Genomic DNA, 19,625 nt, shown 5'->3' with positions numbered 1-19,625 from the left:
ATCAAATAATCATCAGGTGAATGTATGAGAATAATAATAGTTGGTGGATTTCTGGGGAGTGGAAAAACAACCTCTCTCCTAAACCTTGGTAAACATTTAATAGATAACGGTCAAAAGGTCGCCATAATAGTTAACGAAATTGGAGAAATCGGAATTGATGGAGACACAATTACAAATTCCGGGATAGTAACAAAGGAAATAACCAATGGGTGCATTTGCTGTACACTTAAAATTAATATGGAATATACACTTGAAAACTTAAACGATGAATTAAATCCTGATACTGTAATTATAGAACCCACAGGTCTTGCATTTCCAAATCAAATAAAGCAGGACCTTGAGAATATGGACATTAAAAATCTTTCTTTTGCACCAATTGTAACCCTTGTTGATGGTAGCAGGTTTAAAGCAGAAGTAGACCAAATTCCCAAATTCATATTGACCCAGATTGAAGAAGCCGATATACTGGGTATTAATAAAAATGATATCGCTGATGCTGAAAATATAGAAAATACAAGGAAATTCTTAAAAGATAAAAATCCGGAAGCAAAAATCCTCAATTTTTCAGCCAAGCATAAGGATGAAAATTTCCAGAACCTTATAAACCTTCTCGATGAAAATAGTAATAAACATAGTCTGGACGGATTCGAGTACAAGAATTCTATCGATATGTCACAGGTTTCGATGTTTTCAGGTGAATTTACAGTATTTTCAAAACAGCTAACATCTGAATCATCAGAAAGAATTGTTAATGAAATAGTCAATGATATACGATATAGAGTACTTAACACAAGTCCTGATTTTATAGGTCATATAAAAACTTCTATGGAATTTTCAAACAAAAGAATAAAGTCAAGTGTAACATCTTCTAATGAAGACCCACAGGTAGAAAAGTCAATTTTAGAAAACGAAAACATAGCCTTGCCCAGATTAAAATTCTTGGCAGCCGTTACAGGTATATCAGAAGATGAATTAACAGATATTGTAAAAAATACAATATCACAAAATCTGGAAAATAAAAACATGAATGTTGAGGAAAAAGATTCCCATTGCCATTCTCAAAATGATGCCAACGTAATAGATTCCAGTTATAATTGATTGGTGGGATAAAAATGACAGAAGTAACTGTAAATTCAAGATTATGTGGATTCACACATAAAATAAAAGGTCAAATGGAAGGGGACAAAGTTATCATTGATATTGATACACCCTGCGAAAAAATAAAAAATTTATCTCATATGGAAGTACCCATGATGGAATTGTTTGACATTAAGGATAACTATGTCATGGAAAAGGCAAAAGAAGCTGACTGTACATCCATTTGCCTTGTCCCGTGTGGTGTACTTCATGTATGCAGGATAGAGGCGGGTTTACTTTCAAAAAGACTGGCAGAAAATGTAGGAAGTGTGGATATAACCTTTGAATAAAAATAAAACGACGACCTTTAAAGGTCGTTTATTTTTCCATATTATAGGCATCGATTAATGGCTCAATTGCTTTTTTGTCCCCTATCTCTATAAGGACAATAGTAGCAGGTTTTTTGATTTTATCGTTGTCTAATGCCTTAATAAGGGGCTGTACACAGGGTTCACCTATTTTTATCAACGCATTGGTTGCATGTTCTTTAACATCAGGATTTCTGGAATCCAGTGAGTTGATAAGTGGCTGGACTGCGGGTTTACCTATTTTGGCAAGTGCATTTGTAGTAGCCTTTCTTACATCCTTATTACTGTCATCCAGGGTGTTTATAAGTGGATGGACTGCTTTTTTATCCCCTATCTTTCCAAGTATAATTGCCGAATATTTTCTAATTTCGGGGTCATTATCATTCAATCTCTGAATCAGTGGGGACACAGTTTTATCACTATTGATTTTCCCAAGAGCTATCACAGCGTTTTTCCTGATTTTGCTGTTAGCATCATCCAGACATTCAATCAATGGCTCTACTGCCTTCTCATTCCTGATTTCACCAAGGGCATAAATAGCTCCATTTTTAACTTCTCTGTTATCTTCATTTTGCAGAAGTATAATAAGAGATTTAACCGCTCTTTCATCACCAATTTTTCCAAGTGCGAGAGCAGAGTAGTGCCGCATTTCCTTGTTTTCATGGTTTACGGTCTTTAGTAATGGAGAAACTGAACTTGATTCTTTTATTTTGCCCAGTGCCAGAGCTGCGCTACTTCTTACCTGGTCTTTTTCTTCGCCATCAGTCAGCACTCTTGTAAGGTAATGTGCAGTTTCATCATCTCCAATTTTACCCAGTGCCAGTGCAGCGTTGCTCTTTACATTTTCATATTCATCATGAAGCATAGCCCTTATAAGATGTTTTTCTGCATCAATATCGCCGATTTCACCGAGAGCATAGGCGGCAGTTGCTCTTATTTCGGGGTTGTCTTTAAACATCACTTCTGCAATAGGCTTTACTGTTTTATCATTTCCGATTTCTGCCAGAGCCATGATGGCACTGATTCTAACATAACCTTTTTCGTCTTTAAGAGCCTTTACAAGCTTTTCCTGTGCATTTTTGCTGTTAATATCTACACCTGCTGCTGATGCACAGCTTCTTGCAGGGTTGTTATTATATTTTAATGACCAAGCCAGTGACTTTGTATGTTTGTCATTTATATCATCAAGAGCGTTTGCAATATTGGATATTGAATTTTTGTTTTCCTGTTTATAGGCTTCTTTAAGCGGCTGTATTTCTCCGTCCAGTTGTTCATTCTGGAGTGATTCTATGTTAGCGGTGTAAGTTTTTTCCTTGTTTAAAGAACGGGTAAGTGACTCTATAGCTTTTTCATCTCCTATCTGTACAAGTGCCAGTTGTAGGTATTTTTCCAGTTCTTTATCATCGTTGTTATTCAATGTTTTGATGAGCGGGTCAACAGCAGGTTTTCCGATATTAACCAAAGCATCTGCAACACTAAGTTTAACATCTCTGCTGTTTTCGTTATTTAACGTCTTAATCAATGGTTTTATATTGCTTTCGTTTCTGATTTTACCAAGTATATCGGCTGCTTTAATTTTGGCATTATCACTATTACTGTTGCTTAGCGTCTGTATAAGTGGATCAACAGAAGGGTCGCCGATTTCAACAAGTAGGTCAGAGGCAGTATTTACAACATTTTTGTTTCTGTTATCAAGTTCATTTACCAGTGGACTTGTAGCGGGTTCTCCAATTTCAAGTATAGCATCAGCAGAGTTTTCCCTGACTTCCTCACTATCATCGTTTAAAGCTTTAACAAGGGGTTCTGCGGCTTTTTCATCCTCGATATCACCCAAAACTTCGGCGGCGGAACTCCTGACATCTACATCCCTGTCGTTTAACAAAATTTTAACTAATGGGTCAACTGCATTTTTATCTTTTATTTCGCTGAATACTTCTACGACCTGATACCGTACATCATCATCAGTATCATTTAGAAGAGCATTAATCAGTGGTTCAGCGGCTCTCTTGTCGCCGATATCACCGAGGGCTTTTGCGGCACTTTCTCTAACATCACTGCTTTCATCATTCAAAAGAGCGTTAGACAATGGCTTTACAACATTTTCATTTTTAATTTTTCCAAGAGCAACAACAGATTTACTTCTTACATCTTCATCAGTATCGTTTAAAAGAGCATCAATCAGTGGTTCAGCGGCTCTCTTGTCGCCGATATCACCGAGGGCTTTTGCGGCACTTTCTCTAACATCACTGCTTTTGTCATTTAACAAAACATCTGACAATTCATCTGCAGTATTTTCATTTCTGATATTCCCAAGTGCTTTAACAGAATATTTGCGCACATCTTCGTTCTGGCTGTCAAGCACTTCAAGAAGATCTCCTGTTGCAGGATTTCCGATTTTACCCAGTGAATTAGCAGCAGCGATTTTAACATACACACTTTCATCTTCGAATGCTTTTATCAACGAGTCTATTGCATTTTGACCTCTTTTTTCTCCGAGAGATTTTGCGGCCTTGATACGTGTATCTTCATTGCTACTGTTTAATAAGTCTTTAATAAGAGAATCAGTTGATTTGTCATTTTTGTAATTGGTAAATACACTCGGAATATTAATCTGAAAACCCTGTTTATCTTCGTCTGTAGTTTCAGTATTTACTTTTTGAGTATTGTCTGTACCACTCTTGCTGTTAATAGGATTTATATTATCATCTTTTGGATTATCATCATTGGCAATGCTTCCTGTAGTCGTAAATAAAAATATGATGATAACTAAAGATAAAAATGTTAAACTTTTACCTCTCATTGCTTATACCCCTCACTCCTATAAGTAGGAATATATTTAATGAGATAAAAATATTATCTTTAAATATTATTTTATATCCAAGCGTTCATAACAATTAAAAATAGTTTTTTATGATATGTTTTATATATCGCAAATGTATAATTGGAATATGCAGATGGAGTGAGGCAATTATAGAAACATTCCTCCGTAGATTTTTCCGTTTTTAATCAATGTTTTTTCATTGCCTCACACTTTGTTTTTGTTACCAATACCATCAAAGACTTATTTTTACTCTATTAATGGACATTTAAATAAACTTCATGTAGGTATATTGTCAAATTATGAACATAAAACAGTGTATCTATGTACATGGTACCAGAATAACATACAGTTTTGTTTCATGATGGATGGATATTGGTTCTTATTAATAATACACTAATAATTTTACATGATACTGAATATGCAGTATTAACTTTCTGTATGATGGTTAATGAATAAGTTTTAACTTTTTCGAATTGGATTATATTTTTAGGCACCCAAACACCTTGATAATACGCATCCAACATTAAATAATCTCCACCTATTTCGTTTAAAATAGTGGTTGCATTTTTGAATTCAAGGTTATTTTTTTCTATGTATCTATGAGGTATTTTTACATAAACCTCATATTCAGGTGTACTTTCAATTAATATTTTGAATTTATATTTTGGCAATTAAATTCTCTCCCCTCTTTAAATTATATTATCCTACTCTTGAATCATGGATTTTTATAGTATGCACTTTGTTAATATATTATTCTTAGTATTAAAAAATATAAATTTTGGTATAATAATTTTATGTTTTCGTTGTATAATTTTGGATGGTTGATACATTTTAACAAAGTATTACGTTTCTGTAACATATATTAATTAATTTTGCTTTAAAATCCATTCACTTATATGATATAGCAATAGCAATTTTATAACACCGCTAAAAATTTTAACGCTTTATTAATATTTAAAACTAAAAAATTGTAATTATCATTTATTATATATATTTATGGGGCATTAGAAAGAAATAGTAGGTGGATGTAGAGAATAGATGAAAACCTACATCTGCTTAAATTAGTGGACGAGCGTTTTTGTTGGTTGAGTGGGGTTAACCAAGATACAGGGTCAAAAGTAGTTAAAAATGGTTTTCTACCCAATCTGTGTGATTTTGGGTGGCACAGGTTGGGTATCTTATTAATTTGAGGTTAGTTTTTAAATTCCTACATAACAAAAAATTAACCACTAAACTCGATGATAAATTTTGTACCCTTTTCTTTATTTACCTCAAAATCACCGCCAATCTGGTCTATTAGATTTTTTATAAGTTGTAGTCCAAGCGTATCTGCATCTTTGACATCTACATTCTCAGGCATTCCCTTACCATTATCGGCAACAATCAACGTATAATTTTTATTATTATTATTTTGGTAAAGTTTTATCTCAATTTTACCCGTTTCACTTTCAGAAAATGCATATTTTAAAGAATTGGACAAAATCTCATTAATAAGCATCCCAAGCGGTATGATGGTATCAATTCCAAGATATATATCCTCAACATCAATGTTTATATCTATGTTGGGTATATTGTATAGTTCATTAAGGTGGTCAACAATATCACCTATGTAATCCTTTGTATTCACATTCTCCAGACCTTTGGCTTGATATAATTTGTTATGGACAAGAGACATTGAAATGACTCGGTTTTGTGTATCTATAAAAGCATCCTTTACATTATCATCTGTGAATTTTTCTGATTGAAGGCTGAGCAAACTGGAAATTACCTGAAGATTATTTTTTATCCTGTGATGAAGTTCAAGTTGCCTTATTCTTTCAGTTTCTATTACCTGTTCCTTTTGTTCCTTAATACGTTCTTCTGCTTGTTTTCGTATAGTTATATCCCGTATATATGCCAGTATTACAGGTTTTTCATTCAAATTGATACGAGTTAACCTGACTTCTACGGGAAATATAGTTCCATCCTTTCTTTTATGATAGGTTCCTATAAAATATGAAGTATCTGAAGATGTTTTATTCCAGTATTTATCCCTGAAAACATCGATATCAACATAAGGATCAATATCAGTAACATTTAGTGATAAAATTTCATCTCTTGGATACCCAAGATTTTTACTTGCAGTTTCATTTGCATATATGATGTTGCCGTCAAAATCATGTGCTATGATAGCATCAGCCGCTTTTTCTGTAAGTGTTCTGAACCTCTCTTCACTTTCTTTTAATTCTTTTTCAGTCTCCTTGCGTTCAGTTATGTCCTGGATGCTGACAAGAACTTTTGATTTATTTTCTGTATTGATGAGTGATGCCGATAGTAGAAATGTCAGATTCTTTTCACGGCCATCCACTATAAAGGGTAATGATGCTTCGATATTGTAATGGTTGTTACCGGTTTCAAATGTATCAAGGACAGTATTTCTTACTATACAATCCTTACAATGCGGTCCAAATCCACAACCTTCAGGGTCATCCAGTGAATGCAGACATCCCAGAGCTTCACCACCTCTTGAACCTACCAGTTCTTCTGAAGATTTACCAGCAAAAAGCTCTGCGTTTTTATTTAGTTTTAGAATTCTTCTGTCAGAATCGACCATCATAAGGACTACTGGTACATTTTCATAAACTGTCTCCAACTCATCATCAATTTCACTATGACTTGTAATATCTGTTAATATAGTGATGAATTTTCCTTTTTCAGGGGAAATAACTGATACATTGAAATGTTTCCTCAATTGTGGAGTATATGTTTCAAAATTAGCTTTTTCACCAGTTTCGGCTACTCTTGCGTATATATTAAGATGTGGTGGATTTTCTTTATTATATACTATTGATGCTCGTTGGCCTGCGATTTCTTCTCTTTTGAATCCTGTAATGGATTCGTAAGCAGGGTTCGCATCGATTATCCTATAATCTACAGGATGGTCATTATCATTATAGATAACTTCATTAATACAAACCCCATCACCAACGGATTCATAAACAGAATTTAATACATTGCCTGATATTTTAAAACCCCACAAAAGTCCTCATAAAAACAATTTATATATTAATAATACTTATGAATTCCAAATATTTGTTTATTTTGATACAGCATATAAAATTTTAAGATCGAGGATTTATCGATTTAATATAGATATATATCCTACCTCCCATGATGGTAAACAGGTGTTTTTAATCGTAGTAGACCATGAGTGTTTAAACTTTGAAATCGAAAACTTGCTGGAATACAAATTTAAATCCTCGAATCTCAAATCAAGAATTCAGAGACCTCAATCCTCAAGAGGAGTCCGATAAAAATACTAAATCAAAAATAGATGGGCCCGTCGAGATTCGAACTCGAGACCTCCGCCGTGTGAAGGCGACGTCATAACCTGCTAGACTACGGGCCCTTGATTAATCGCAACCAAGCTACAATAAATATTATTTTATGTTATAAATAAGAGATGGTTGTTTGCGAAAATGACTTTTAACAATATGCCAATTTTGAAATATTAGTTGTTCTATCTTTTCATAACATGCAGGATGTAATAGTAGTGGGGGCTGGACCCGCGGGTTCAACAGCCGCAGAATATACTGCAAAAGCAGGTTTGAGCACAATGATTATAGAAAAGGATTCTCTACCAAGAGATAAGACCTGTGCAGGCGGAATATCCAGCCAAGCCTTAAAACATCTTGATTATGATGTACCCGTTAATCTGGTAAAAAGACAGTGTTTTGGAGCAAGAGTACTGTATGGAAATCAAGTTCTTGAATCCCGTTCTGATGAACTTATTGCTTCTATGGTATCCAGAAAAGAGTTTGACAACTATCTTACTACAAAAGCTGTCAATTCAGGAACTAAACTCCTTCAAAAAACAAGAGTTAAATCATTGGATATTAAAAGCAATCATGTTGAAATTCACACAACTGCAGGTGTATTTAAAACCAAAGTTGTGATTGGTGCTGATGGTGTAAACAGTGTTTGTGCTCGATATGTAAGAGCACAATTAAAACCTGATGAAACGGCATTTTCACTTGCATCAGACATTCCATTGTCAAAAGAGTATATAGATATGAATTATCCAGATATTGTGGAATTCCATTTTGATAAAATCAAAAAGGGTTATGGGTGGGTATTTCCCAAGGATGATTATGTTTCAGTAGGTATAGGAGGTATTGATGCAGCGAAATCATCTGATTCTCTTAAATCATATTATGAATTCATAAACAATTTTGGATTTGATTACATAAAGCCCAGTGGACATTTTTTACCAATAGGTGGTGTTGAAAGAAAAACATACAATAACCGTGTTTTACTTACAGGAGATGCTGCAGGATTTGTAGATGCGTTTCTGGGTGAAGGGATAAATTATGCTTTAATGTCTGGCAGATTAGCGGCTGAAACCGTTGTTGATGCCTTTTACAAAAATGATTTTTCAAAAGCTATGCTTTCAAAATATCAGGATAAATGTAAGCATGAATTTGGTGATGATTTAAAGTATTCGTATATAGTTTCAAAAGTGTTTTATCGACACCCTGATATATTTGCAAAAATGCTTGCTACCAACGAGAAGATGCTTTACAGGTTTATTCATCTGGTAACAGGAAATTCAGGTTATCCTTCATTTATAAAATGGCTTGTACCAAGAATACCCTATTATACAGCAAAGAATTTTATACCATTGTGATTTAAGACCCGAACAATGAATGTTGAAGAGGTTTTACACCGCCTTGAAAATGAATATCCAGAAATTTTCTATTACCAAAACAATGACCCGTTTTACGTTTTGATAACCACTGTCCTTTCCCAGAGAACCCGTGACAGTGTGACAAATTCTTCAGCAAAAACCCTTTTTAATAAATACAATTCTCCTAATGAACTGGTTCATACAGATGAAGATGAAATAGAAAGTTTGATAAAAAATGTAGGCTTTTATCGTGTAAAGACCCAGCGTATCAAACAGATATCTGAAATGATTCTGGACGAGTATGATGGACAGGTTCCAGATAATCTTAATGATTTATTGAAACTGCCGGGTGTTGGTAGAAAAACAGCAAATTGTGTACTGACATATGCATTTTCCAAAAAAGCAATAGCTGTAGATACTCATGTCCATAGAATATCAAACCGTCTCGGATTGGTAGAAACAAAAACACCCGAAAAAACAGAAAAAGACCTCAAAAAAATAGTTCCAGAAAATCTGTGGAATAAAATCAATGAATTGTTTGTACGCTTTGGACAAAATACATGCCGTCCAGTATCTCCCAGATGTGATGTGTGTGTTTTGAATGATACGTGTCCAAAATTAATCTAATATTAACTAATTTATACATACCTATATAAAAAAAGAAAAATGTTGGTGTATTATGTTATTGGTTGGAGAAGCATTAATAGGTGAAGAACCAGAGCTTGCACATGTAGACCTTATGGTCGGTGACAAGGATGGACCAGTCGGACAGGCATTTGCTACAGGTATGACACAGTTGTCTGCAGGACATACCCCGATGTTGTCCGTCATACGTCCAAATCTGCCCGCCAAACCATCCACATTGATTGTGCCTAAGGTTACAGTGCAAAATATGAAACAGGCAGAACAGGTATTTGGACCGGCACAGGCTGCTGTAGCAAAAGCAGTTGCCGATTCAGTAGAAGATGGTGTTATACCAAAGGATAAAGCAGAGGAACTTGTACTGGTGGCAAGTGTATTTATACATCCCAAAGCATCTGATTACAATAAAATCTACAGGTACAATTACGGTGCTACCAAACTTGCACTTAAGCGTGCAATGGACGGGTTCCCTGATGTTGATACAATGTGTGAAGAAAAGGACAAGAGCATGCATGCAATCATGGGTTTCAAAGTAACAAGGCTGTGGGATCCACCATATCTACAGGTTGCACTGGATAATCCAAACCTTGATGCAGTGAAGAATATAATCTCTCAACTGCCACAGAGTGACCATCTCATACTTGAGGCTGGAACACCTCTTATCAAACGTTATGGTGTGGACGTAGTCTCCCGTCTCAGAGAGGTCAAACCTGATGCATTTATAGTAGCGGACTTGAAGACACTGGATACAGGAAACCTCGAGGCACGTATGGTTTCAGATGCCACAGCAGATGCAATAGTTGTTTCCGCCCTTGCTCCTGTGTCAACTATTAACAAAGCAATTAACGAGGCCCATAAAACGGGCATCTATGTGGTAATGGATACCCTTAATGAACCAGACCCGATGTCTATACTGAAACAACTGGATGAGTTACCTGATGTGGTTGAACTTCACCGGGCAATTGATGTTGAAGAAACTGAATACGCGTGGGGAAGTATTGATGCGATTAAGGAACTCTCTCCAAAGATAATGGTTGCTGTTGCCGGTGGTATACGTGTTGATACCATCCCAGATGCTTTAAAAGCTGGTGCGGATATAGTAGTAGCAGGAAGGGCTATTACCAATGCTAAAGATGTCCGTCAGGTATCTGAAAAATTCCTTGACGTTTTGAACAAACCGGAAATCGACCAGTATAGGGTAATGACCGATTTCTAAATTGTGGATTCAATCTAAATCCACATTTATTATTTATTCTGGAGGGAGTATAAATGAATTCGAGTAAATCACCTCTAATAGTGGTAAACCTAAAGACCTATCTACAGGGTACAGGAGAAAAAGCCGTAACAATTGCAAAAGCCTGCAAAAATGTATCAGAAAAATATAATGTGGATATAGGTGTATCACCCCAATTCTGTGATATATACCAGGTGGCTTCACAGGTGGATGTTCCTGTTTATTCACAGCACATCGATGGAATTGATGGAGGAAGTCACACAGGTCAGATTTTGGCTCAATGTGTAAAAGATGCTGGTGCAATCGGTACACTGGTAAATCATTCCGAGCGACGGTTAACACTTGCAGATATTGATTCTTCGGTAAAAGCCGCTGGTAAAGCGGGTCTTTCTACTATAGTCTGTACTAATAATGTAAATACAAGCGCATCAGCAGCATCCCTTGGACCCGATTATATAGCAATAGAACCACCAGAACTAATAGGTACTGGGGTACCAGTGTCAAGTGCAGATCCTCAGGTGGTTAAAGGTTCAGTAGATGCAGTTAAAAATGTAAATGAAGATGTGAAAGTACTCTGTGGTGCAGGAATATCCAAAGGAGAGGACTTGCAGGCTGCTCTTGAGCTTGGATCTGCAGGAGTTTTACTGGCATCAGGTGTTGTCAAAGCGGAAGACCCTGAAAAAGCCTTAGAACACCTTGTAAGCCAGATTTAACATTTTCATTTTTCAACTTCTTGGATAACATCCCAGTCCTTCAAGCAATTTTTTTACTTCATCCTGTATCAGGTTGGGGTTGCTATCTTCAAGAACTGTAATCCTGTATGTAGCACTGAGATTTTCTATATTTTCAAATCCTGAATATATATCTATAATTTCTGTATCTACAACATTGGCATTATTAGATATTACATCCCTTATGGTTTCGGGTACTGCGTTAGTAGGGATAAAAACTGAAATGTCTCTTGTTATGTGTTTTAGGTTGTTAATTTTCCATTGTCTGAGTTCGTTTTCGGATAAAAGGCGTACATTTTCTATTTTAAGAGATATGGATTTGTTTTTCTGATATGGTTTGGATAAAACAACATGTCGCGGTTTAACTTTTTCAACATATCCTACATGAGTGGCGCCTGAATATCTGTGTACAAGTCCACATTCTTTCCCTACAAGCTTTGCTATCTGGTCAAATTCCTGCAGTTTTGAATTTATGAGTTTGTCAGACCGATGTAGAGCAGATGTTGTATCACCGAAATGGGATGCTGCAGATTTCATATTTTCTACAAAACTTTCAACATCCTGCTGTCTTACGATTTCTGAAATATTGTTGCATTCTTTTTTGAAAGCGTCATGAACTTTTAAAACTTCGGGATTTTCCATTTGTATAAGAGCATAAAGGTATGGGTTTTGACCGATAATTCTTCCCACAAAATCGATCATTATGTCATAAACAGGGCTCATGAATTTACGTGATTCAGAAACATCAAAATCCAGCCTTTTAAAGGTGGAACCAATGGTGATGTATGCGAAATGAGTAAGTCCCTGTACTACCGAAACAAATTTATCATGTTCCTTCGGGTCGATAACCTCTATATGAGCACCGTTGTTTTCAAAAACAGATTTAACAACCGGAAACCAATTGTCACATCTTCCGGATATCGGTGTCATTATTACAATCTGACCGTATAGGCTGGGTATGGATGGACCAAACATTGGATGTGTGCCAAGAATTTCGACATTTTCGGGTGCATATTTTTCCATGGCTTCAACAGGCTTTGTCTTTATGGATGTAAAATCCATCAACAAACTACCTGGTTTCATTTTTGGAGCAGTTTCTGAAATAACTTTTTCCGTGATATCAATGGGGACTGAAACGATAACTATATCGCTTTTTTCAATAGCATTGTCAAGGTCAGAGGCAAAATTCACTCCAAGTTTATCCGCTATATCCACACGCTGACTACTACCCCATAATGTAACTTCAAATCCTTCTCTTTTGAAGAATTTTGCAAACCATTGCCCCATCTCTCCGGTACCACCGATTATCAGGATGCTATTGTTCAACTTTTAAGCTCCTCCAAAACTGTATTTTTCATGACCTCTATCGGTGGATTCTCACCTGTCCAGATTTTAAAAGCTTCTGCACCCTGATATACAAACATCATCAATCCGTTCACGGGTATAGCACCTGCAGATTTTGCTTCTTTTAAAAGCCGGGTTTCCAGTGGATTGTATACAATATCAAATACAACAAGTCCAGAGTGCATATGTTCGCTGGTTATGATGGTATCTTTAGTATTAGGATGCATTCCAACAGTGGTTGTATTTATGAGGATATCGGATTCTGCAATCAACTCTTCCAAATTTGAAAATCCAATCCCCCTGGCATTACCCACGCTTTTTACATCTTCGGCAAGTTCTAAGGCTTTACTTTCTGTACGGTTGGCGATTATTAAATCTGCACCATCATTTGCAAACTGGAAACATATTGCTCTGGAAGCACCACCTGCACCAAGAATTAGTATGTTTTTGTTTTTTACGTCCACACCAGCATCTGCAATTGCACGTCTGGCTCCAACTCCATCGGTGTTATAGCCAATCATATCATTTTCATTCCTGAAATCGATTGTATTAACTGCACCGATTTTTGAAGCCAGTGGGTCGGTATTAACAAATTTAAGCGCTTCCTGTTTCAGGGGTACAGTAATATTAACTCCGCCAAAACCCATAGCATTGGCTCCATTAAGGGCATATTCAAGCGATTTTTTGTCAACTCTGAACGCATGGTATATACTATCCATTCCAAGTTCTGAAAATGCAGCATTGTGCATGTCAGGGGACAGAGAATGTTCCACAGGGTCGCCAAAAACACCAAAAACAGTTTTCATAAAACCAACTCCATGAATTCTTTTAGTTTATCTACTCTCAATTGTCCGGGGGCAACAGCACCTGTAACAGAACCATAGGTTAAAACAGAACCATAACAAGGAGATATTATCCTTGAATGCTTTCCAATTTCACCCATGGCAATGGTGGATACAGGTTTTGTTGAGTCAGAGGTGACTTGTAATAGGTTTAAAACATCCTGTGATGATTTCGGCATAACTGCCAGTTTAGCAATATCTGCACCACTATTATGGCAATTGTCAAGTATTGATTTCATCTCTTTAACAGAGGGGGTGGATGTAAAACAATGAGATGAAACAATAACATTTACATCGGTATTTGCGGCACTTTTTATTATCCAGTTTTTTTCGGGTGCTGACAGCTCAATATCCACAGCATCTACAGACGGGATGATATCCAGAAGAAGTTTGATCCTGTCCTTTTCTGTACCCTGCCAGTCACCTCCTTCTTGTCCAGACCTCAGAGTTGCGATAAATGGCAAATTTACTTTGTTCCTAATTTTTTCTATAATATTCCATGCGTCTTCAGGTGTTTGAATACCCAGCAAATCGAACCTGAGTTCCAGTATATCAGCTCCAAGTTGATTTGCAGCTATTGATGAATTCACCGGGTCATCGCTTATAGATGCAACAACACCTGTTTTATTCAGCAGATTTATTTCTCCTATAAATTTCCCATTCATTAGACCCCAACTACAGTATTATTTTTCAATGATAGTTTCGTTTACTTTAGTACCAAAATGTCTTGCACCTTTTTCAAGATGTACAAGTATTTCATCACCTTTTTTCAGGTCAGAAACTGATACCGGGTTTTTATCACTGTTCACAAGTTTTATGGTTTCGGCATTTTGCAGAATTGTTCTTATAACCGCACCGTCTGCTTCAGCTTCTACAAGCATCAGGGGTCTTCTTTCTATTTTTACTCTGCCGACAATGCCTGTTTTTTGTTTCCCGTCAGCATCTACAATAGTGACTTCATCACCCGATTCAAGTTCTGATAGATATCTGGTTTTTTCGCCTACCTGTACATAAGCATGAACTGCACCGGCATTAACCCTGAATGGGCGTGAAGCAACATAGGGACTCTCTTCAGATTCTGAATGAACAAGGAAAAGACCTTTTGATTGTGAACCAACAAGCATTCCTTCTCCTCTCTGCATCAGGTTACACGTGTCCACACATACTCTATCGCCCATGCCAACCGGTTCTATCCGGGTTATTACTGCAGGTGTAAGTTCGGTCTTTGAAATTTGTGATTTTTCAGCAATTCCTACAGTTTCTTTGATTGTATTCGGATCATCCGAATCAAGAAGTACCCCGTCAGAACCGTGTTCAAGAGTTTCCAGAGCAATATTTGCTTCTTCAGAAGTTTTCACTCCTGATATTATCTGAACTTCTTTGTCCTGAAGTTTTGCAATCAGATTTTCAAGCGGTATTACCTGCCAGTCTATTCCGATGGTGATAACATAGTCGCAGATTTCTCCCAGTTCCACTGCAAAATTTTCGTAATCTTTGTTTTTGATTACCACATAACCTGCAACTTTTTTACCATTCTCTTTAAGCTGATTTATGGTTGTTATGTCCCATGAACCGGAAAAATCAGATGGTAGTGGTTTTGTACCGTCTCCTTCTCCTCCTTTTCCGACAACCACTATATCAGCATTTGATGTTGAATCACCAAACGCTGCAACATTAATATTACCCAGTTTCCTGACCTTGTCAACATCTTCAGAATTGACAAGAACACAATCTGCACCGGATTCAAGTCCGTTGATAATCTTGTTTTTACGGTTTTCCCAGTTGCCTTTATCCGCTTTTATCCAGATGGATTTGTTTTTATCGCTCATGATTGGCCTATGGATTTAAACTGATTTTATATTTTCGAAATCATTTGAGCATTTCCAGTGCTTCATCTACTGATTTGTTTTTATGCACTATTTCAGTTATGGCTCTTGTCATATTGACAGGGTCATCATGCTGGAAAGTATTTCTCCCTATAGCGACACCTCTTGCACCGGCTTCCATGGAACCGCGTATCATTTCCAGGAACTCACGGTCGGTTTCAGTTTTAGGTCCACCTGCAGTTATTACTGGTACTGGACATCCTTTAACAACATCTTTGAATGATTCCGGGTCACCGGTATAGTTTGTTTTTATAACATCAGAACCGAGTTCAGCTCCTACCCTTGCAACGTGAGCAACCAGTTCAGGGTCATTTGAATTCTGGATGTTTTTACCTCTTGGATACATCATGGACAAAAGTGGCATACCCCATCTATCGCACTGTTTGGCAACATGTCCCAGCTTTTTCAACTGGTCGGCTTCGGTTTCAGAACCGATGTTTACGTGTATGGATACAGCATCCGCACCCATCTTAACGGCTTCTTCTACAGTGCATGTAAGAACTTTATCATTAGGGTCAGGTCCAAGCGATGTGGAAGCACTCATATGTACTATAAGTCCTACATCAAGTCCGTATCCTCTATGTCCGTGGGTGACCATCCCTTTTTGCATCAGGACTGCATTTGCACCCCCTTTTGCAACTTTGTTTATCGAATCACTGATATTTGATAGCCCCTTTATGGGTCCAACAGTTATACCATGATCCATTGGTATAATGACCATGTTTCTGCTCTCTCTGTCCATTATCCTTTCAATTCGTATATTTTTGCCAATTTCAGTCATTTCTAATCCCTGTTCACCATTTATTTTATCTTGTCAATTAAATTTACTAACTACTTTTGTGCTACTATGTCACACTATAACACGGTTTTAATATTTAAAATTTTTCTGTAGTTTCAAATGAAAATAACCAGCATAAAATTAATAAACCACCATTACCTCTGGAACGAATATCATGGAAGAATTAAAGATTCTTGTTGTGAATAACCACGGACAATTCTGCCACCTTATTCATAGAACAGTTAGAGACCTTGATATGGATACAAAAATTGTATCAAATACCCTTTCAGTGGATGAAATACTTGAAGAAGAACCACAGGGTCTGATTTTAAGTGGTGGACCCACAATGGACAGAATTGGCAATTGTAGAGAGTATGTAGAAAATATTGATGTGCCCATTCTTGGAATATGTCTCGGACACCAGCTTATAGCAAAGACTTTCGGTGGTGAGTACGGTACTGGAAACCATGGTGGTTATGCATCCATAGATGTGGAAATAATCGAAAAGAACGATATTTTAAAGGGATTTGGTTCCAGTATCTCCACATGGGCATCTCATGCAGATGAGGTAACCCGGATGCCTGACAATTTCCTTAAACTTGCGCGCTCACAATACTGTGAAACCGAAGCCATGAAACATCCAGAAAGGCCTATATATGGAGTACAGTGGCACCCGGAAGTAGCACATACAGAAAAAGGAGAAGAACTGTTCCTTAATTTCCTTGAAATCTGTGATAATTACTAAATATTAAAAATATTAAACCAAGTCTGGAATACTAATTACTGCATTCCAAACTTTTTCATCATCTTTTTCATATTAAATTTCCCTGCACCGCGGAAATTTTTCATGGCATTTTGCATTGTTTTGTGATATTTCAGAAGTTCTCTTACATCATCGGGTTTGCTTCCAGAACCTCTTGATATTCTTTTGATACGGGAACTTCCGATGAGTTTGGGGTCGTCCATTTCGTCTACTGTCATTGAATCCATTATGATTCTGTAACGTGATAACTTTTCACTGGTGACTTGGAATTGCTCTTCGGATATGTTTTGTCCCATTCCGCCGGGCATCATCTGCATAACCTGTTTAAGGGGTCCCATTTTGTTTACAGCTTCAAGCTGTTTGTACATATCTTTCAGTGTAAACCGACCCTGCATCATCGATTCAACATCAAGTTCCTCTTCACTCAATGACTCTTCAGCTTTTTCTATAAGGCTTCGAATGTCGCCCATTCCAAGCAAACGGGATATAAAACGGTCGGGTTCGAATTTTTCAAGGTCACCACTTGTCTCGCCAACACCTATGAATGCAATAGATGAATTCGTTTCGGATACTGCAGAGAGAGCTCCTCCACCTTTTGCAGTACCATCAAGTTTTGTAATAACAACACCTGATATGCCTATTGATTCATTAAAGGCTCTTGCCTGTTCACTTGCCTGCTGTCCTATAGCGGCATCAAGAACCAGCAATTTTTTATCCGGTTTTGCGATGGAGTTTATCTGTTCCATCTCTTCAATAAGGTCCTGTTCGAGAGAGTGACGACCGGCTGTATCTATAATCAGTACATCGTATTTTCCAAGTTTGTCCATCCCTCTCTCTACAATTCCGAGAGAATCTTCGTTTCCTTCTTCACCATAAAACGGGATGCTGTTTTTATCACATAACGATTTTAACTGGTGATATGCACCGGGTCTGAATGTATCGGCACAGATTACGGCGGGTTTTAGTCCCTTTTTTTGGAAGTATCTTGCAAGTTTTGAGGTTGTGGTGGTTTTACCACTACCCTGCAAACCTATCATCATTATGGTTTGGGGTTCAAGGTTTATTTCAGTACCTTCTCCAATAATGTTTATAAGTTCCTGGTAAACAATTCTGATAACATGTTCTCTGGGGTTCATCCCGGAGGGCACTTCTTCCTTGAGGGCACGCTCTTTAATCTGTTTTGACATATTCATGACAAGCTGTACGTTAACATCAGCCTGCAGTAATGCCCTCTGAATATCTTTTACTACATCATTTACACTTTTTTCATCAATACGCCCGGAATTTACCAGTTTTTTAAGGGCGTCCTGCAAGGAACTTCCAAGTTTATCCATCACCATTTAAAAATCGTCCCCATGAAGTTTCTTTATTATTACATTAAAACCTGTACAGTTTTATTAATCTTTTGAAAAAACCAATATAAAAAAAGTAATTAAGTAGCGGGGGATGGATTCGAACCACCGATCTACGGGTTATGAGCCCGTCGGGATCTCCTGGCTACCCCACCCCGCTATATTTTGTTTGTGAGTGAAGTAAGCAGACCATCCCAATGGTTTCTTTATTTATAAAACTTACGTCTGCACAAGCCATTAGCATGCTATACGGGACGATTATTAAGGGTTAAATATGTTAATACTCATTTAAGTAACAAAATCAAATAAATAAATATAAAATATGTTGGTGAAAATATAAAATCAGTATTGTTAACAGGTCTAAAAATCATCTAGATGTAATTATCAAACATAAAGGAGATTTTTATTTGGAATCAAATGATAAATTCAAATGCGTTATAACAAACTGGGAATATATCTACAATCTTTGCAGGGATGTATCCACCGAGATAAAAAAATCAGAATTTCAGCCCGATATAATAATTGCTCATGCTCGTGGAGGATGGTTTGCAGGGCGTGTATTATGTGATTTTCTCGGACTTGATGACCTTACAAGCCTGAAAGTGGAGCATTATACCGGTACAGCAGCTATATCTGGTGAGGGAGCCCAGATAAAATACCCTCTATCTTCAGATGCAGTAGTAGATAAAAATGTTTTAATTGTTGATGATATTATAGATACCGGCGAGAGTATGAAGTATGCAAAGGAACATGTCCTTGAACAGAATCCCAATGAAGTAAAAACCGCCACCCTACAATATCTGTACACGTCCCAGATGGAACCGGATTACTGGAGTGAATACATTGATGAATGGGCATGGATAGTATTCCCCTGGAACTTCATGGAAGATATGATTAATATCATTTCAACTCTTATGAAAGATGAAAGTGAACAGCTCTGGGATATAAAAACACTGAAACAAGGTCTTTACAAATATTACTCTATTGAACCTGTATCCTTTGAAATTGCACAGCCAGGTCGCTTAAATGAGATAATGGAGGAAATGGAACGGCTTGGTAAAGTATCATCCATGCAGGCAAAGGGTAAAACACTATGGAAACCTGTAGAATAATAAAGAGGT

At 36.9% G+C, this 19,625-nt stretch carries 17 protein-coding genes and 2 tRNA genes; 8 read left to right on the top strand and 11 right to left on the bottom strand.

The annotated features are described in order from the left end of the window. Positions 1–24: 24 nt before the first annotated feature. Entirely contained in the window at positions 25–1,098 is a 1,074-nt protein-coding gene (locus tag METEV_RS08515) for a CobW family GTP-binding protein (protein ID WP_013195109.1), read from the top strand. 14 nt (positions 1,099–1,112) lie between these two features. Next, positions 1,113–1,427, top strand: a complete 315-nt coding sequence (locus METEV_RS08510; protein WP_013195108.1) for a DUF6951 family protein — start codon at positions 1,113–1,115, stop codon at positions 1,425–1,427. Positions 1,428–1,455: 28 nt separating this feature from the next. On the opposite strand, the gene METEV_RS08505 is transcribed toward METEV_RS08510, so the two are convergent. From METEV_RS08505 to METEV_RS08490, 4 genes are all read right to left on the bottom strand, one after another. After that, positions 1,456–4,245: a HEAT repeat domain-containing protein gene (locus tag METEV_RS08505; protein WP_013195107.1), complete on the bottom strand. Its 2,790-nt coding sequence runs from the start codon at positions 4,243–4,245 to the stop codon at positions 1,456–1,458. Between the two features lie 377 nt (positions 4,246–4,622). Next, positions 4,623–4,937 carry a hypothetical protein gene (locus METEV_RS08500; RefSeq protein ID WP_013195106.1) on the bottom strand — a complete coding sequence of 105 codons (315 nt, stop codon included), beginning with the start codon at positions 4,935–4,937 and terminating at the stop codon, positions 4,623–4,625. A gap of 551 nt (positions 4,938–5,488) precedes the next feature. Then, a complete protein-coding gene (locus tag METEV_RS08495; protein ID WP_013195105.1) occupies positions 5,489–7,285 on the bottom strand; it encodes a PAS domain S-box protein in 1,797 nt (598 codons plus the stop codon). Positions 7,286–7,580: 295 nt separating this feature from the next. Further along, positions 7,581–7,654, bottom strand: a tRNA-Val gene (locus METEV_RS08490). 126 nt (positions 7,655–7,780) lie between these two features. Between METEV_RS08490 and METEV_RS08485 the strand changes: the two genes are divergently transcribed. Genes METEV_RS08485 through tpiA form a run of 4 tightly spaced genes read left to right on the top strand, consistent with a single transcriptional unit; the run spans position 7,781 to position 11,521 of the window. After that, a complete protein-coding gene (locus tag METEV_RS08485; RefSeq protein ID WP_013195104.1) occupies positions 7,781–8,932 on the top strand; it encodes a geranylgeranyl reductase family protein in 1,152 nt (383 codons plus the stop codon). 15 nt (positions 8,933–8,947) lie between these two features. Continuing rightward, entirely contained in the window at positions 8,948–9,559 is a 612-nt protein-coding gene (gene nth / locus METEV_RS08480) for an endonuclease III (protein WP_013195103.1), read from the top strand. A 52-nt stretch (positions 9,560–9,611) separates the two neighbouring features. Then, positions 9,612–10,790, top strand: a complete 1,179-nt coding sequence (locus METEV_RS08475) for a bifunctional 5,6,7,8-tetrahydromethanopterin hydro-lyase/3-hexulose-6-phosphate synthase (RefSeq protein WP_013195102.1) — start codon at positions 9,612–9,614, stop codon at positions 10,788–10,790. 53 nt (positions 10,791–10,843) lie between these two features. Continuing rightward, a complete protein-coding gene (tpiA, locus tag METEV_RS08470; protein WP_013195101.1) occupies positions 10,844–11,521 on the top strand; it encodes a triose-phosphate isomerase in 678 nt (225 codons plus the stop codon). 12 nt (positions 11,522–11,533) lie between these two features. On the opposite strand, the gene METEV_RS08465 is transcribed toward tpiA, so the two are convergent. From METEV_RS08465 to METEV_RS08445, 5 genes are read right to left on the bottom strand one after another with little or no spacing between them, the layout of a single operon-like run. Further along, on the bottom strand, positions 11,534–12,865 hold the full coding sequence (locus METEV_RS08465) for a prephenate dehydrogenase (protein WP_013195100.1): 1,332 nt from the start codon (positions 12,863–12,865) through the stop codon (positions 11,534–11,536). Further along, positions 12,862–13,689 (bottom strand): shikimate dehydrogenase, encoded by an 828-nt coding sequence (gene aroE, locus METEV_RS08460; RefSeq protein ID WP_013195099.1) that lies wholly within the window; start codon positions 13,687–13,689, stop codon positions 12,862–12,864. The genes METEV_RS08465 and aroE overlap by 4 nt, the downstream gene beginning before the upstream one ends. Continuing rightward, complete coding sequence (gene aroD / locus METEV_RS08455; protein ID WP_013195098.1) at positions 13,686–14,390, bottom strand: type I 3-dehydroquinate dehydratase; 705 nt, start codon at positions 14,388–14,390, stop codon at positions 13,686–13,688. The genes aroE and aroD overlap by 4 nt, the downstream gene beginning before the upstream one ends. Positions 14,391–14,408: 18 nt before the next feature. Further along, positions 14,409–15,554, bottom strand: coding sequence for a 3-dehydroquinate synthase II (locus METEV_RS08450; RefSeq protein ID WP_013195097.1), 1,146 nt, complete (start codon positions 15,552–15,554; stop codon positions 14,409–14,411). Between the two features lie 40 nt (positions 15,555–15,594). Beyond that, entirely contained in the window at positions 15,595–16,392 is a 798-nt protein-coding gene (locus tag METEV_RS08445; RefSeq protein ID WP_013195096.1) for a 2-amino-3,7-dideoxy-D-threo-hept-6-ulosonate synthase, read from the bottom strand. Positions 16,393–16,564: 172 nt separating this feature from the next. On the opposite strand from METEV_RS08445, the gene METEV_RS08440 reads away from it, so the two are divergent. Beyond that, positions 16,565–17,134: a GMP synthase subunit A gene (locus tag METEV_RS08440; protein ID WP_013195095.1), complete on the top strand. Its 570-nt coding sequence runs from the start codon at positions 16,565–16,567 to the stop codon at positions 17,132–17,134. Between the two features lie 35 nt (positions 17,135–17,169). Here METEV_RS08440 and METEV_RS08435 read toward each other — a convergent pair whose 3' ends face one another. Together METEV_RS08435 and METEV_RS08430 are read right to left on the bottom strand one after the other, a co-directional pair. Continuing rightward, on the bottom strand, positions 17,170–18,492 hold the full coding sequence (locus METEV_RS08435; RefSeq protein WP_013195094.1) for a signal recognition particle protein Srp54: 1,323 nt from the start codon (positions 18,490–18,492) through the stop codon (positions 17,170–17,172). A 97-nt stretch (positions 18,493–18,589) separates the two neighbouring features. Continuing rightward, positions 18,590–18,664, bottom strand: a tRNA-Met gene (locus METEV_RS08430). 247 nt (positions 18,665–18,911) lie between these two features. On the opposite strand from METEV_RS08430, the gene METEV_RS08425 reads away from it, so the two are divergent. Further along, positions 18,912–19,616 (top strand): phosphoribosyltransferase, encoded by a 705-nt coding sequence (locus METEV_RS08425; protein WP_013195093.1) that lies wholly within the window; start codon positions 18,912–18,914, stop codon positions 19,614–19,616. The last annotated feature ends 9 nt before the right edge of the window (positions 19,617–19,625 follow it).

The organism is Methanohalobium evestigatum Z-7303 (assembly GCF_000196655.1).
Classification (GTDB): domain Archaea; phylum Halobacteriota; class Methanosarcinia; order Methanosarcinales; family Methanosarcinaceae; genus Methanohalobium; species Methanohalobium evestigatum.
Note: the sequence above shows the minus strand (reverse complement) of the source record. Positions and strands in the feature narration are given on the sequence as shown.